We start from the raw sequence: 15906 nt of genomic DNA, 5'->3' as shown, positions 1-15906 counted from the left end.
TGCACTTTTGTCTGCGGGCCGGGGTGCCGGACCATCGAGTCCATCCGCTCCGCCACTACAACGAAGCCTCAGCAGAAATGCTGGGGCTTTTTTGTATACGTCCTATCTTTATTTGTTGTAGTGGATGACACTGCGGATACTTTTACCTTCATGCATCAGGTCAAATGCATGATTCACATCTTCCAGCCCCATGATGTGGGTAATGAAATCATCCAAAGCGAATTCCCCAGCCATGTAGCGTTCTACAATTTCCGGTAATTCTGAGCGGCCTTTTACCCCACCGAATGCCGAGCCTCGCCATACGCGGCCAGTGACCAGTTGGAAGGGACGGGTAGAAATTTCTTGGCCAGCGCCAGCAACACCAATGATGACCGACTCGCCCCAGCCTTTGTGACAGCACTCAAGGGCCGAACGCATGACATTGACGTTACCGATACATTCGAAGGAGTAATCTACCCCGCCATCGGTGAGTTCAACGATAACGTCTTGAATTGGCTTGTCGTATTTCTGCGGATTAATGCAGTCGGTGGCACCAAGCTTGGTCGCCAACTCGTATTTGCTTTCATTGAAATCAATACCAATTATGCGGCTGGCACCAGCCATTTTGGCTCCGATAATTGCTGATAAGCCGATCCCGCCAAGGCCGAATACCGCAACAGTATCTCCTTTCTGAACTTTGGCAGTGTTCAAAACAGCCCCCATACCCGTAGTGATCCCGCATCCGAGTAGGCAGACTTCCTCTAGGGGAGCTTCTTTATTCACTTTGGCAAGAGAGATTTCGGGCAATACGGTATATTCAGAAAACGTTGAGCAACCCATATAGTGGTAAATTGGCTTGCCTTCTTTGTAAAAGCGCGTGGTTCCATCGGGCATCAAGCCTTTACCTTGGGTTTCCCGTATCTTTTGGCATAAGTTGGTTTTGCCTGATAGGCAGAATTTACACTCGCCACATTCGGGTGTGTAAAGTGGAATAACGTGATCGCCGACTTCAACACTGGTCACACCCTCACCGACCATTTCGACCACCCCTCCGCCTTCATGACCGAGAATAGCTGGGAAGATCCCCTCAGGATCATCGCCTGAAAGGGTAAACGCATCTGTGTGGCATACGCCCGTTGCGATGATACGTACCAGCACTTCACCAGTGCGGGGTAGCATGACATCCACCTCTTCCATTGATAGCGGTTGACCTGCAGCCCATGCCACAGCGGCTTTAGACTTGATGAATTTGTCGGTCATAGTATTTCCTCGCAAAGAATAAAGGGGAGAATGCACGACAAAAGTATAGAAGGGGTAGCCGAGCTGTAGGGTATTTCACCCAAACTTAAATGGCAGATTATTTATGTTGAGTAATTTAAACTTTATTATTCTGAATCTTACGGGCGTCTTTAAGCGTTGCTGGGATATATAATTGCTTTGCGCTGCTCGATTTAACCGTGTGTCCTAGGGCTGGTTTGCGGCCATATGTCAACGCGCTCATTTCATTGTTTGATTGGTCTGAAGTAATGACCCAAGCGTTATTTCCACTTCTAGCAATACTTAGGTCGGCTAGGGTTGTAGCTGAAAAAGCCAAAAGTACTGTCGATAAAATAAAACGGTTCATTATCTTCTACCTGTGTAAATTGAACGTTCAGCAGAAAATTGCTGTGTTTCGATAGGCGAGATTATGGTTTGTTTTCGGTGTGATGATAATGCCCCGACTGGTTAAATCACTTTTACCGACAGATTAATAATCATGCCGAGCCATACTTAGTTATGCCGGCACGATTAATGACGTTATTCGTTTATTCCGTAGGGCTTCCGTGCTGAGAGTTGGCGATCTCTTCGCTTACCCAATGCAGAAGCTGCTTAATCGCACGCGATAATACTTGGTTCTGGCGCACGATATAACCCAAGCTGGTGGTCGGGAAATCGGGTAGTGGAGTGATGGTGCTTTTTAGATTGAGCTTCGGGTGCAGTGAAAATGCAGGCACGATGGCAATGCCAAATCCAGCTTCGGCCCAATCTATTTGGGCATCGACACTGCCGACTTCCATTATCCTGTATTTTGGTAAGTGCAAATAGGGCAGGGCAAGATCAATCAGATCCCGGGTACGGGTGTCGTGCCCCAATAAGATCAGTGTCGGCTCTTCGCCTGATGGCGTCATTTTTCCTTCCTTGGCTTGCTGTTGCCACTGACTCAAGCCATTTCCAAACGCACACCAGCGTATTTGACGCAATTCGGTAAAGTGCAGCGGTTGGCTTTCTTTCTGGGCAATTACAAACCCCAAATCGGCCTTGGCGCTTTTGACCAGTTCGGCTGCCTGGGTCGAGGTGGTGTTGAACAAGGAAAGATCGATACCGGGAAACTCGTGCTTGAATGACTGGAAGGGCTTGATTAGCAGCAGCCGGGAGATAATGTCACTGGCCGCAATTGAGAGTGTGCCTTGCGACAAGTCATTGATGGCATTGAGATCAGACTGGCAAACCTGCAGTTCTTGCAAGGTTGACTGGGCGCTTTGTAGCAAGCGTTCGCCAGCTTGGGTCAGGCGAAACGGATTACGCTCGACCAATTTTACCCGGGTAGCTTGCTCCAACTGCTTGATGTGCAAGCTAACGTTGGGCTGGGTCATGTGCAGCTCTGAGGCTGTTTTGCCAAAATGCTCTAACCGAGCCAGGGTAACAAAGGTATTAAGCCAATTGAGGTCTAGCATAAAGATTCGCCTGTTGAACTACTAACGCCGAATAGCCCTATTCTACGCCCTTTGTCACAAAATCCCATATGAGATCCTTATTGGAGTTATAACGATTATTAATTTTTCTTATTAGCTTGGTCGCCTTAGCATAATCGCATCTTTGTTTGGGAGAGTTAATTATGTCGCTACGTGGACAATCTACTGTTGTTGTTGGTGCTAACTGGGGTGATGAAGGCAAGGGCCGAATCGTTGATTTCCTTGCTGAGAAAGCTTCTGCAAGTATTCGTTTCCAAGGTGGTAATAATGCCGGCCACACTGTGGTTAATGATTTGGGAACCTTCAAGTTGCACCAGCTGCCAAGCGGCGTATTTAACCCAGACTGTCTTGCGGTGCTAGGCCCTGGTATGGTTATCAGCCCTGAGCCTCTATCTACCGAACTAGCCGAAGTCAAAGCTGCCGGGGTTAACGTTAACCTTTGCATTTCTGACCGTGCTACTTTGTGTCTCCCACTCCATGCTCTTGAAGATACCTTAGAAGAAGTTCGCTTGGGTGATGCAGCCTACGGTTCAACCCGTCAGGGCATAGCACCTGCTTACGGTGACCGCGTGATGAAAAAAGGAATCTTGGTCGGTTGGTTGAAGCAGCCAGAAGTACTGTGCGAGCGTATTCAGTTCTGGATGGACTGGAAACTGCCTCAGTTAAAAGCCCTTTACCCGACTTTCGAATTCAGCCAGACCGCACAAGAGATGACCGAATGGTTGTTGGAAGTCTCTGAGCCATGGCGTGATGCGATCTGCAACGTAACTTTGCCGCTTAAAGCGCTGCAAGCAGAAGATCAGAACCTGCTATTTGAAGCCCAGCTTGGCGCAGGCCGTGACCTAACTTACGGTGAGTACCCATGGACTACATCGTCTAACGTTGTCTCTATGTATGCCGGTATCGGTAGTGGCCTGCCAGCACTTCGCCCAGAGCGCGTGATTGCGGTTGCCAAAGCGTTCAGTTCATCGGTGGGAACTGGTACCTTGATCACTGCAATGGAAGAGCAAGATGCATTCCGTGAAGCTGCGGGTGAGTTTGGTGCAACGACTGGCCGACCACGTGACATGGGTTACTTTGATGCCGTAGCGACTAAGAACGGTGTTGAACTGCAAGCAGCAACTGAAATCGCCCTAACAAAAGTGGACTGCCTAAGTGGCCTGAGCGACCTTAAAATCTGTGTTGCTTACGATGGTGACCACAGCGAGAACCCAATTTGGCCACAGACTGCTTCTCTAGCGCCTGTATACGAGCAGATGGAAGGCTGGAGCGAAGATATTACTGGTTGCCGCAAGTTCGAAGAGTTGCCCAAAGCCGCTCAAAATTACGTGCTACGTATCGAAGAGCTAATGGGTGTACCGGTGAAAATGGTTTCTGTCGGCCCGGGCCGCGAACAGATGATCATGCGCTAATCCCGCTCTGCTTCTAATATACCTGATTCAGATATATTAGAATCGGATACAGAATAGCCAGTACTCTATATTCGTATAGGTACTGGCTTTTTGTTATTTGCTTGTTGTTAATTGACGCATTGTGCTGGGGTTATACCGGTGATTCAAATGAATCCGGTTTGAGGGTCAATACCGAGCAACTCAGCTGGTTAATCATCGATTCGGCAGTATTCCCCATAAGGAAGCCTGCGATACCGGTTCTAGAAAGCGAACCTAAGATCACCACATCCACTCCTTTCGCTGACGCATACAGCGGAAGGACTTCCCTTGCTTCGCCTTCGACAATTTCAATTTTGGTGTTCACCGCACTACCTTGGTGTGGTTCCAGTAAAGACTTCAAACGTTCAATACGTTCGTCTTTCATCTTCTGCGAGAGCTGCGCGATGTCATCATCTTCATAGCCGCTCCATTTTCTCAGGTAGCCTTCTGAATCAAGCCGCCATGCATGGCATAAGGTGAGATCAGCTCCTGTGATTTCACAATATTCCAGCGCCAGGGCAACCAGTTTGGAATTAAAGCCTTGGTATTCGATATTGCTAAGGTCGATTGCCGCAACCACTTGCTCGATGGGCTTAGAGTAAGAGCTGATTGACCAAATTGGTACTTCAGATTTACGTATGATGTTTAAGGTGTTGCGACCGCGCTGACAGGCTAACTTTTTGTCATCTCTGGTTGAGTCAATGATCACCATACTGGCCTGTGATGCCTTGGCTTCCTTGATGATTTCGATATGCGGGATACCGATACGAACCAAGGTATTGAACGTAATATTAGGGTACTCGGCATTAAGCACTTCAACATAGTGATTGAGTTGCCTGTGGTAATACTTTTCTGCCTCGTCAATGATGTTGACTGCGGTATTGGAATGCTTGGCGACTTCCTTTAATTCGCATAGCTCTTCAATAACGGTTAACAGGGTTACTTGGGCAGAACATCGATTGGCAAAGGCGAAAGCCTGGTGGAAGGAATCATTGAGCGGTTGCTCAGGAGCAATGGTAACCAATAGTCGATTGAGTTTCATATGTCCTCCTTAAACACGCAAAAAAGTTGTGGCCTATAACTTTAGTGTATAACGGCTGGTTAGCGATTACCTGAGTGGTTCATGTTTGGTAACAGAAATACGCATTTATGAGACTCGTTTTGTGGGGTTGATCTTAGTTTAGGAGGGAGGCAAGTATAGCGATGAATCACAGGCCACCTAGCGATGGCCCGAAACGCATCTGTTGTTAGCGGCAGTTAATTAAACGCTGATGGAGCGAATCTTTGAGTTCCGCTCTTTGGTGTTTGAGATCGTGCATCGCAATATCATCGATGGGGGAGCCGCTGAGCTCCAATTCACGAATTTCTTTATCAAGAGAATCGTATTTTATAGCGTCTTTGGCAAACACCGCGTTGTTTGCGGATAGGTCGAAAATAGTATCTTTGAACTGTGGGAACTCGCTGAGCAGTGAGTGATCTTCTCCTAACATACAACCTCCTGGATCAACCTAAAAATAGTTACACTCGGGTTAATTGCACCTAATAGGATAGCAGCTTTGGCAGTATCGACCTGACTTCCCTGTAAAAAGTAAAGGAAAGTGTGATTAAACTTGTTGAACCAATAGCTTGATCACCTTTTTCACCATTGAGGAAAGGTCATCGGTAATGAGTTACAACTATGAGTTATTCAGCTAAAAACTATCGATGGGGAGCTTATGGGTATTTTTGATTTCTTTAATAGCAATACTTGAGTGTATTGAAGACACATGGGGAATACACCTAAGTTTGGATACTCTCTCGTAATATTGTTCCAGATCCTTTGCGATGACTTGTACGACATAGTCAGACTCGCCAGCAATACAAAAGCACATTAACACCCAATCAAGTTGTTCTATCTCTTTTTCAAACTCTTCTGTGTCTTCAAGGTGATGGCTATCAAGTTGGATTTGGCTAAAGCCTATAACGGAGAGGTCAAACGCCTTCTTGTTGAGAAGGGCACCGTAGCCATTGATATAACCTTCATTTTCAAGCTTTTTCCACCTGCGCCAGCATGGTGTTTCGCTAAGGTTTACTTTTTCAGCCAGCTCACCCACGGTGATCCTGCAGTCTGACTGCAAGGTGTTGAGGATGTCTATATCAACCCTTGATAGTGTTAAGGAAGGATTTTTCATTTTTAACCTGATATTGGAAAAGATATTTCTTATCTATAGAGAAAACGAGGTGAGATAGCAATGTTCTTGCCGTCATAGTGTGAAAAAATACCCATAAATTATGAATAATTAACGGCGTTTCAAACCGTTGTATATCGCAAGGTTGTTAAATCGCAAATAGGTAAGCAGGAGGCTTACATTGGTTGAGTTATATACATTGGTTGCCATTACGTTGGTCACTGTTATTACCCCGGGTCCAGATTTTTTGATCGTAGTGAGAAATACCATTGTGGGTTCAAGGCGAGCTGGTTTCAAAACGGCTTGTGGCGTGTCGACCGCAATATGGGTTCATATTGGCTATTCAATTGTTATTGTGAGTGCCGCGTCATCACAGTCGGTGTGGGTAATGGGGGCGATGAAATATGCAGGTGCGGCCTATCTGTTTTATCTTGGTGTTAAAGCGCTGGCAAGTGGCAGCCAAGCTCGACAATCGGCAACAGATAAAGCTATTTCCAGCCACTACTGGCGGCAAGGTTTTATCAATAATATCTTAAACCCAAAGGCCACATTGTTCTTCTTGAGTGTATTTAGCCAGGTCATATCGCCCGACACGGAGTTTATGGTTCAGCTGGGGTATGGGGTCGTTATCACGCTGATCTGTTTATGCTGGTTCTCTCTGGTGATTTTACTTCTGACTGTGCCAGCGTTGACACCTTGGTTGGATAAGGTGATCTCTCCAATTGAAAAGGGAGCGGGAGTGCTATTCATCTGTTTTGCTGTGACAGTTGTGATCTAGACTGGCCTCCAGAGGAGGCCGGTGACAGGCTTAGCCAGCAGTGATGATTAACCCTAGAGGCTCGAGCAGCTGCTCTTGCTGCCAGTCACAGATCATGACGCCTTTAAGACTGACGCGCCTAGGGTCAAGCCCGTTGAGATCAACATGGCAAAGGTTACACTCTTCGATATCAAACTGGCCCCAGCTATCGGCTGAGAACTCACCTCGGCTGAGATCTGACCCTTTAAGTGAAGCACCAACTAAATTAGCCCCTATCCAGCGGTTTTCAAATAATTCGCATTGCTCTAGTTTTTGGTTTTCCAGGTTGGCATAGGCTAGGTTGCTGGCCGATATATAGGCCGAACAAAAGAAATTGTTTGCTGTCAGGTAGTTGGCAAAGCTGGCTTGGGAAAAGTTGGCACCTTTCAAGTTACAGGCTCGAAACTCGATAGCAAAGCACTGGGCACCACGGAAGTTGACCATACTGAGATCACAGTCTTTGAAACTGGCTTCTTTGAGTTTGGCAAATTCAAAACGGCAGCCTTCGACATCCCCGCGCTCGATAAATTGGCAATTGATGAACTCGGCCTCGTTCAAATTAGTTCTGCTGAAATTGCAGCGGATAAAGGTACAGTTTTCGAACTTGCTGTATTCAAAGTTTTGCTCTGAAAAATCGTGGTCGAGATAGGTTTGGTCTTTCATTGAAAATGCCGTCATTTGTCGTCTTGGTGGGGGCAGGTTACAGCTAAAGCTGGTTGAAAATCCAGAGATAATTCCTTGTAAATAGAACTTTTTTCGATGGTGTTTAAATGGCAAAAAAAAGGCATCAAAACAGCTATATACAGGGTTTAATTAATTTTATCTGATGGGCGTGCTTGCCTTTCATAACGCTACTCTGCACTTGTTTTTGGGGGCTTTATTTTGGTGTGTGATTTTAAGAAATATTAGTTCGCTATTTATACATTCCTAGATTGAGTTTTGGGTAATGCGCTAGGCGTCATGAATGTTGGTGCCAAGGAATCATGACGCCTGATTAATTAAACCAATGCCGGCGGCGTTGAGTGCGAGCCATTGAATAAGTTGATTAGTTTAGGATTACAAGTGGCGTACATAGGTATTGCGGCTGCGCCTGTGGCAATTATGTTGTTTGATTGGGGCGCGATCATAACCCGGGGGTGCTGCCTGTTGGTGAGCGCGCAGATAGAGGTTGGTAGTGGTTCGGCATGCTCAAGCAGTTTGTGAAGTAGCGCATTGGGCAGTGTGCTGCCGATGATGATGCTCTCTGGCTCAAGCATATTTTCCAAAATATTGACGATGAATTTAAGGCGCAACGCCGCTTCGTCCAACCAACCCGTAAATTGCGGACTTGATAGCGTAATTTGCTGTTCGATGAAATCTGCCATTAACAACTCAGATTCCGGGCACTCCAAGGCACGGCTAAGTCCTGAGAGGGACAACAATTTTTCTAGGTGCTCTAATTCACCCTTATTTGGCCACTGGATACGGCCGATTTCTCCGGCGTTATTCCAAGCTCCTTTATAGGGTTGGCCATTGACTATCAACCCTGCGCCAATGCCGTTGCCAATATAGAGATAGGCAAAATTATTCAACATGTTGCCTTGGCCAGAAAATCGGCTGCCAATCGCGGCGGCCGTCGCATCATTTTCTAGGTATATCGGGGTACTGATTTGCTTGCTCAGTTCAGCAAGAAGATTGAAATTCTTCCATATACCCCAGCCAGGCGACAATAAGTCTTCTGGCGCTTCGTTGTTAATCAGAGTCGCAACGGCAATGCCAGTGCCCCAGAAGACTTGGTTTTCAGAGATGCGGGCGGATAATTGGTTAATGACTTTAGCAATTTCATCGACGATATATGCAGGCTCCAGGCTCATCATCTCGCCGCGGTGACTGGCTAATGTGTTGAGCTGAATATCGACTAGCCGAGCCGTCATGATGCCCTTGTCTATCTGGATCCCGATTGAGCACGCATTAGGGTTATTGACTTCAAGAATGGTCTGGGGCTGGCCCCTCTTGCCCTTTATTTTTCCTGCTTCAATGAGTAAACCAGACTCGATGAGCTCGCGAGTGATATTGGTAATCGTCTGATTTCTCAAGCCTGTTCGGCTAGCTATTTCTACTCGGCTAATTGAACCTGACTTACGCACGGTTTCAAAAACAGCAGCTAAATTAAATCGACGAGTATCCTCGTGGTTTGTCCCTCTCATTGCCAGAGGCTCTCCGTTACTTGTCAGCCTTATCGCTATAGCAATACATTAAATCCATTTAATTGAGTTATCAAGTTTAATTCATTTTGATTCAGTTCAAGCTTTTGTAAGACCTAATGAGATAAGTACGTATTTAAATGTGATCAATCATTCCTAATTGGTTGTAACTAAAGTCTTATTGATGCTTATGTCACATATTGCAGATTAAAAACTAGCCAATATTGAGGTGCCTCTGATTAAATCACTTTAATTGATTTAATCAAGGAGAGGATAACATCATGCCAACACCTTTACGTAGTTTGGGCTTAGCAACAAGTATTGTATTGGGCACCCTGCCTGCAGTGACTGTCGCTGCAGAGGTTACTGTATTCTGCAGTTCTTCTGGTGTAGAGCTGCAACTATGTCGAGAGGGAACATCTAGCTGGGCAGAAAAAACCGGTAACACGGTGAATGTCGTTACGCTTCCCGCGGGTTGGGATGATGTCTTGCCACTATATCAACAGCTGCTTGCCTCTAAGTCGACGGATGTCGATGTTCTTATACTCGATACTATTTGGCCCGGTGCGCTGAAAGATCATCTCGTTGACATGACGGAATATGTTAGCAAAGAGGAGTTGGGCCAGCATTTCAAAGCTGCAGTTGATGGAACAACGGTGAATGGGAAAGTGCTTTCTATTCCATGGTATATGGATACTGGATTACTGTTCTACCGCAAGGACCTTCTCGAAAAGTACGAGCAACCTATTCCTACAACCTATGTTGAGTTAACCCAATCGGCCGAAAAGATCCAGGCCGCTGAGCGTAAGCAAGGAAATGACGATTTCTGGGGTTATGTTTGGCAAGGCCGGCCCTATGAAGGGCTGACATGTAACATTGCAGAGTGGTTTGGCAGCACGCGCAATGGCTCTATCGTCAGTGACAAAGGGGATATTACGGTCAATAGCCCAGACAATGTGGAAGTTTTAAAAGTTGCCTCTAGTTGGGTAAACAATATCAGCCCTCCTGGGGTGTTGAACTATGATGAAGAATCCTCGAGAGGGGTGTTCCAAAATGGTAATGCCCTATTTATGCGTAACTGGGCGTATGCATGGAACTTAGCCAATTCAGACAGCAGTGTAATAAAAGATAAAGTCGGTGTGGTTTCGCTACCCAAGGCGACACCTGATGGAAAAAATGCCGGTTGCTATGGTACTGCCTTACTGGGCGTCTCCAAGTATTCATCTAATCCCGAAATTGCCGTTGACCTAGTGCAGTACCTTACTGGCCCAGAAGAGCAGAAGCGTCGTGCCATTGAAGGCGGATATAGCCCTACCTTACCTGCGCTGTATCAAGATAAAGAGATCATCGCCGCTAATCCGTTCTTGTCCCAAGTAGAACAAGCTTTTGAAAATGTTGTGGCGAGGCCATCCCAGATTGCCGGTGATCAATACAGCCGAGTCAGCTACACCATTTGGTCAGATGTGCATGCAGCTCTTGCCGGCAATACAGACCCTCAAGCGGCTTTAACAAAGCTGGAGCGAGAGTTAGAGCGAGTAAAACGCAGAGCTCGCTGGTAATGATTTGTTGGCACAGCGCTGCTGTGCCATTTCTTTACAGACTTGGATATAGCCATGAATACGACAACATTTACCCGTTACACCAATCGCAGTGAACAGGGAGCGGCATTAGCCCGTTATATTCTCTCTGGAGTGGAAAAGGCTAGAGCGAACAATCTTTCTTATTTGCTGGGGTGTCCTGGCGGGCGCTCTCCGATGGCGGTCTACCAAGCAATGGCAGAACAGGCCGGTTCAGAAAACCAAGATCTTAGCCATCTTATTATCATCATGATGGACGACTACGTGCTTGATACCGATCAGGGGCTACGGCAGGCCGATGCTGATGCCCATTATAGTTGCAGACGGTTTGCGGAAGTGGATATTAGGCAGAGGTTGAATAGCAATCTGGAGAGTTCCCACCAGATCCCGCAAGAGAATGTCTGGTTTCCTGATCTTGCTGCTCCGCAGGAATACGATAGTAGAATCAAAGCGGCAGGTGGGATTGATTACTTTATTCTCGCGACGGGCGGATCGGATGGCCACGTTGCATTCAATCCGCCGGGAACATCTATTCATGATGTGACCAGAGTGACCAAATTAGCCGACACGACAAGAACGGATAACCTCGGTACTTTCCCAGATTTCAACTCGTTGGCGGAAGTGCCTGAGTATGGCTTAACAATTGGACCCGCTTCTATTGCTGCTTTGTCGAAAGAAGCAGGCCTGCTGATTGATGGTGAGCATAAGAAGCAGGCTGCCAGAAAGATATTTCAGTCCGACTGTTATGATGAAAGCTGGCCTTCAACCATTATTCATGAATGCAAAAATGCCAAAGTGCATATTGTTAATGATGCAATACCTGACGATGTCACCATCGATTAATACTGTTTTTTAGTTTCTGGTTTCTGATTTGATTAAATCACCCAACCGCATGATTGAGAGGAAGTATGGCGAGTGAAGTATTGAATATCGGTTTAATTGGAATGGGAGAGGCTGCCCAGACATTACACCTGCCGACACTGTTTCGATATAACGAGTTATTTAAAGTGGTCGCAGGTCAAGATATCAGTCCAACTCTAGTGAATAGTTTGTGTCAGCAATATCAGATAAACCGAGCATATTCTGAACCGGAAGATGTTATAAAAGATGAAAATGTCGATGCAGTGATTATTATGTCACCTGATCCATTGCATTATTACCATGCTAAATTGGCAATTGAAAATAATAAGCATATATTGCTGGAGAAGCCTTCTTGCCTCCAAACAGATAACATCGAAGAGCTTGTTAGTCTAGCCGAAGAAAAAGGTGTCAAAGTTTGTGTCGCTTATATGCGGGCTTACTCCGAGGCATTTCTACAAGCTGAAAAGCAATTGAAAAGCTTTGGTGAAATTAAAAGCGTACGAGTGAAAGATCTCCAGCGTGAAGGGGACTATTATATCCCGCAAGTGAGCCCAACGGTTGTGGCTAGCGACTATGACTCCCTAAAAATATCAACATTGGCTGAAATAGAAACAGCCCAGCGTCAGCATATACTGGGAAAAAAAGCCCACTCGGATTTATTGTGGAAGGCTTATCGAGTACTGACGGGGGCGGCGATTCATAATTTGTCGGCCTTGAGAATGTTAATCGGAGAACCTAATAAAGTTGTGAGTGCATATTGTAACCCCACGGGTGACAATATTGTTCTAACTTTGGACTACGGCCACTTTTTTGCTAGTTACGAGATCCTCATTGATAACTTGGCTAGGGTCGATGCCTCAATTGAAGTAACCTCAGAATCTGAAATGTTTAGGGTAAATTACACCACCCCTTATATCAGAAACTTACCGACGACATTTGAATACCAATCATCTGTTGATGGCCACAATCAAAATAAGATGAGTGGCCCATTCTATCGCGACCAGTTTACCAATGAGTTATTACACTTCCATTCGGTGATCACTGAAGGGGGGGATTTCAAAACCAGCCTTAGGGATTCCCTTAAGGATATCCAGTTAGCCCAGCAGGCGGTTCAGTGTATTGCTGAAGCATTAGGAGTCGAAGATGAATAATGATATCAAGTTGGCGACTTGTCCCTGCTCTTGGGGGGTGTGGTACCCTGAGGATAAAGAGCAGCCTAGTTGGAGCAAGTTTCTCGATGAGGCGAAAGAGGTCGGCCATTCGGTGATCGAACTCGGTCCCTATGGATACTTACCGACAGCAATAGATAGATTGAAAGAAGAGCTCTACTCACGTGATATGTCGGTGTGCAGTACCGCCCATATGAGTGACTTAATTGTTCCTGATGCCCTGCAGCGGATTAGAGAAGATATTGATAAAGTCTGCCCGCTATTGGTCGAGTTAGGTGCCGAGTATTTTGTCTTTATGGATGGTGATGAGCTATATCCTCACCCCATGGATAGAAACTTGAACCTGGGCCAATGGCAACATGTTATCAGTGTGATAAATGAGTCTGCCAAAATAGTAAAAGAAGAGTACGGGCTGGAATATGCTTTCCATCCTCATGTCTCGACATGTATTGAAAATGAACATCAAATCATCAGGCTATTAAATGATACACCCAGTGAGTATGTGAATTTGTGCTTCGATACAGGGCATCATTTATATACAGGGGGTGTTCCAGAAGATTTTATTAAAGCCTATGGTAGCCGGATAAATTATTATCATTTGAAAGACATGAGCCGCTCTGTCCTCGATAAAGTAAAACAAGAAAAGTTATCAGACAACGATGCATTTGAAATGGGTGTCATGGTTCCCCTTGGAATGGGAAATGTAAATTTCAAAGCGGTTAAAGAGGCGATTAATGCAACTGGGTTCCACGGCTATGCAGTCATTGAGCAAGATATTTACCCTGACCGTGATAGCTTAGCGAAAACTTATGCGCGTCAAAACCTAGACTTTGCCCAGGCCATGGGATTGGGAAGTCAGTAATGGCTAATTGCTTTATTGGTTCTGCCTAGTTAACACCTAAATAAGATACGCATAACTCCAGGTAATTATATTTAGGAAAGAATTAGACAGAACCTCTCGAATAAAGGGAGTTTTGCATGGAACAGGCCAAATACGGAATTGGTGTAGATATTGGCGGAACGAAAATAGCAGCAGGCTTGGTCAATTTAGCTAATGGCAAGCTTTATAACTCTGAGGTTATTCCGACAAACCGGCATCGTAGTTCTGAAGAAATCATTAAAGACTTAAAAACTCTTGTTGAAGACCAGCTGAAAACGGCCTTGGCAGCAGGCCAGGATGTTGATTTGTGTGGCCTCGCTTTTCCTGAGTTGGTGAATAACCAGGGGCAAATTGTCAGTGACTGGAACTTTGATTTAAAACACCTGCGCGAGGAAGACTTCCCTATTTCCCGGGTGCTTTTTGATAGTGATGTCAGGGTGGCAGGGCTAGCAGAGGCACGTCTCGGAGCGGGCAAGGCGTTTCATAGTTTTGTCTATATCTCATTAGGAACAGGATTAAGTTATAGCCTGTTCGTAGACGGTAAACCATGGCGTGGGGCAAATGGTTATGCGATTCACTTTGCTAGCAGTCCCCTCAGCGGCCAATGCCCGCATTGCAATGGGCTTTCCACCTTTGTTGCTGAAGAGCAAGTATCAGGCAGCGGATTAGCTAGCAGTTGGCAATTTGCAACTGGAGAGCCGTATCTGGGAGGTGTCCCCGCAATGCTCAAAGCCGCGCAATCGGCTGACGGGCCAGAGAGAGCACATATCCATGCAGCTTCGCAGTGTCTGGGAGGGCTGGTAGCACAAATTGTCAATATGCTCGATCCCGATGGCATTGTTATCGGAGGTGGATTAGGCGTTGCGGGGGGCATTTACCAAGAATTGACCATCAAAGCAATAAGAGAGCGGATTTGGGCCGCAGACTGTAAAAGTATTCCAATTCAATTTGCCCACTTCGGCAATTCCGCCGGGATCATCGGCGCTGCGATGTCACCTCTGGAAAAGAATCGTTAGGGAAAGCAATTATGAACATTTTGACGCTTGATAATGTGGCAAAGAGCTTTGGAAGCAATGAGATCTTAAAGGATATAAACCTGCAAATTGAGCAGGGCGAATTCATTGTTTTTGTCGGGCCTTCGGGGTGCGGAAAGTCAACCTTGCTGCGAATGATTGCAGGGCTTGAACCGCAAACTAGCGGTGATATGTATATTGACGGATACGAAGTTAACGACGTGCCTCCAGGTAAGCGAGGGCTTGCAATGGTCTTCCAATCCTATGCGTTATATCCGCACATGACCGTCAGAGACAATATGGCGTTTGCGCTAAAAACAGCAGGCATGCCGAAAAAGCAGATAGAGTCACAGGTTGAGAATACATCCCGGATCCTTCAGTTGGATCATTTGCTTGATAGAAAACCCAGCCAATTGTCTGGTGGTCAACGCCAGCGTGTGGCTATTGGGCGGGCCATTGTCCGTGAGCCTAAGATTTTCTTGTTTGATGAGCCGCTGAGTAACCTCGATGCTGAATTGCGAGTGGATATGCGGGTTGAGATATCAGCGCTGCACAAAAAGCTGAACTCAACCATGATTTATGTCACCCACGATCAGGTTGAAGCGATGACCCTGGCTGATCGTATCGTGGTGTTAAATGGTGGCAATATAGAGCAATTTGGTACGCCTCTCGTGCTATTTAACCAACCCTACAACTTGTTTGTTGCCGGGTTTATTGGCTCTCCGAAGATGAACTTCATCTCTGGATCAATGGACAGCAACGGCTTCCATAACCTTGATGGCTACACCATTACAGATGTCATCGCGCCATATATCAACCAGGTATCTACCTTGGGTATCAGGCCTAAAGATATTCACTTGTCGACTGAGCCTGTCTCGGGAGCGATGGAAGTTACCGTAAATTTGGTGGAAGTGCTGGGGACGGAAACCTGTGTCTATTGCAGCTTGGATAATGGAGACAAGATTAATGTTGTCAGAGATGGTCAATTGCAATTGGCTACTGGCGATAAAGTCTGGTTGACCGTAGATAAAGGCAAAGCGCATTTCTTTGCTAAAGATGGCATTAATTTGGTTTACAAAACTGTTCATCAAACCGCGATCGCATCTTAAAGAGGGGGA

At 46.1% G+C, this 15906-nt stretch carries 16 protein-coding genes; 8 read left to right on the top strand and 8 right to left on the bottom strand.

Features of this window, described 5'->3' with window-relative positions:
• Nucleotides 1–108: 108 nt before the first annotated feature.
• From ACXAGQ_RS28430 to ACXAGQ_RS28420, 3 genes are all read right to left on the bottom strand, one after another.
• Nucleotides 109–1239, bottom strand: coding sequence for an S-(hydroxymethyl)glutathione dehydrogenase/class III alcohol dehydrogenase (locus ACXAGQ_RS28430; protein ID WP_475258550.1), 1131 nt, complete (start codon nt 1237–1239; stop codon nt 109–111).
• Nucleotides 1240–1354: 115 nt separating this feature from the next.
• Nucleotides 1355–1603, bottom strand: coding sequence for a hypothetical protein (locus ACXAGQ_RS28425; RefSeq protein WP_475258548.1), 249 nt, complete (start codon nt 1601–1603; stop codon nt 1355–1357).
• 181 nt (nt 1604–1784) lie between these two features.
• Nucleotides 1785–2693, bottom strand: coding sequence for a LysR family transcriptional regulator (locus ACXAGQ_RS28420; protein WP_475258547.1), 909 nt, complete (start codon nt 2691–2693; stop codon nt 1785–1787).
• A 161-nt stretch (nt 2694–2854) separates the two neighbouring features.
• Here ACXAGQ_RS28420 and ACXAGQ_RS28415 point away from each other — a divergent pair, with 161 nt between their 5' ends.
• A complete protein-coding gene (locus ACXAGQ_RS28415) occupies nt 2855–4123 on the top strand; it encodes an adenylosuccinate synthase (protein ID WP_475258546.1) in 1269 nt (422 codons plus the stop codon).
• Between the two features lie 130 nt (nt 4124–4253).
• Here ACXAGQ_RS28415 and ACXAGQ_RS28410 read toward each other — a convergent pair whose 3' ends face one another.
• From ACXAGQ_RS28410 to ACXAGQ_RS28400, 3 genes are all read right to left on the bottom strand, one after another.
• Entirely contained in the window at nt 4254–5183 is a 930-nt protein-coding gene (locus ACXAGQ_RS28410) for a universal stress protein (protein ID WP_475258544.1), read from the bottom strand.
• 205 nt (nt 5184–5388) lie between these two features.
• Nucleotides 5389–5631 (bottom strand): HP1242/YdcH family protein, encoded by a 243-nt coding sequence (locus ACXAGQ_RS28405; RefSeq protein ID WP_475258543.1) that lies wholly within the window; start codon nt 5629–5631, stop codon nt 5389–5391.
• Between the two features lie 201 nt (nt 5632–5832).
• On the bottom strand, nt 5833–6312 hold the full coding sequence (locus ACXAGQ_RS28400) for an Lrp/AsnC family transcriptional regulator (protein WP_475258542.1): 480 nt from the start codon (nt 6310–6312) through the stop codon (nt 5833–5835).
• Nucleotides 6313–6490: 178 nt separating this feature from the next.
• Between ACXAGQ_RS28400 and ACXAGQ_RS28395 the strand changes: the two genes are divergently transcribed.
• Nucleotides 6491–7087, top strand: coding sequence for a LysE family transporter (locus tag ACXAGQ_RS28395; RefSeq protein ID WP_475258541.1), 597 nt, complete (start codon nt 6491–6493; stop codon nt 7085–7087).
• A gap of 30 nt (nt 7088–7117) precedes the next feature.
• Here the strand turns inward: ACXAGQ_RS28395 and ACXAGQ_RS28390 are convergent, their stop codons facing one another.
• Nucleotides 7118–7768 (bottom strand): Qnr family pentapeptide repeat protein, encoded by a 651-nt coding sequence (locus ACXAGQ_RS28390; RefSeq protein ID WP_475258540.1) that lies wholly within the window; start codon nt 7766–7768, stop codon nt 7118–7120.
• 335 nt (nt 7769–8103) lie between these two features.
• On the bottom strand, nt 8104–9291 hold the full coding sequence (locus ACXAGQ_RS28385) for an ROK family protein (RefSeq protein WP_475258539.1): 1188 nt from the start codon (nt 9289–9291) through the stop codon (nt 8104–8106).
• A 278-nt stretch (nt 9292–9569) separates the two neighbouring features.
• Between ACXAGQ_RS28385 and ACXAGQ_RS28380 the strand changes: the two genes are divergently transcribed.
• From ACXAGQ_RS28380 to ACXAGQ_RS28355, 6 genes are all read left to right on the top strand, one after another.
• Complete coding sequence (locus ACXAGQ_RS28380; RefSeq protein WP_475258538.1) at nt 9570–10847, top strand: ABC transporter substrate-binding protein; 1278 nt, start codon at nt 9570–9572, stop codon at nt 10845–10847.
• A 54-nt stretch (nt 10848–10901) separates the two neighbouring features.
• Nucleotides 10902–11708: a 6-phosphogluconolactonase gene (locus ACXAGQ_RS28375; protein ID WP_475258536.1), complete on the top strand. Its 807-nt coding sequence runs from the start codon at nt 10902–10904 to the stop codon at nt 11706–11708.
• Between the two features lie 65 nt (nt 11709–11773).
• Nucleotides 11774–12877, top strand: a complete 1104-nt coding sequence (locus ACXAGQ_RS28370; RefSeq protein WP_475258534.1) for a Gfo/Idh/MocA family oxidoreductase — start codon at nt 11774–11776, stop codon at nt 12875–12877.
• Nucleotides 12870–13757 (top strand): sugar phosphate isomerase/epimerase family protein, encoded by an 888-nt coding sequence (locus ACXAGQ_RS28365; RefSeq protein ID WP_475258533.1) that lies wholly within the window; start codon nt 12870–12872, stop codon nt 13755–13757. Before ACXAGQ_RS28370 ends, ACXAGQ_RS28365 begins: the two co-directional genes overlap by 8 nt.
• A gap of 116 nt (nt 13758–13873) precedes the next feature.
• Entirely contained in the window at nt 13874–14791 is a 918-nt protein-coding gene (locus tag ACXAGQ_RS28360) for an ROK family protein (protein ID WP_475258531.1), read from the top strand.
• Nucleotides 14792–14802: 11 nt separating this feature from the next.
• Nucleotides 14803–15897, top strand: coding sequence for an ABC transporter ATP-binding protein (locus ACXAGQ_RS28355; RefSeq protein ID WP_475258530.1), 1095 nt, complete (start codon nt 14803–14805; stop codon nt 15895–15897).
• The last annotated feature ends 9 nt before the right edge of the window (nt 15898–15906 follow it).

This window comes from Photobacterium sp. ABD4_091, assembly GCF_056160145.1.
Note: the sequence above shows the minus strand (reverse complement) of the source record. Positions and strands in the feature narration are given on the sequence as shown.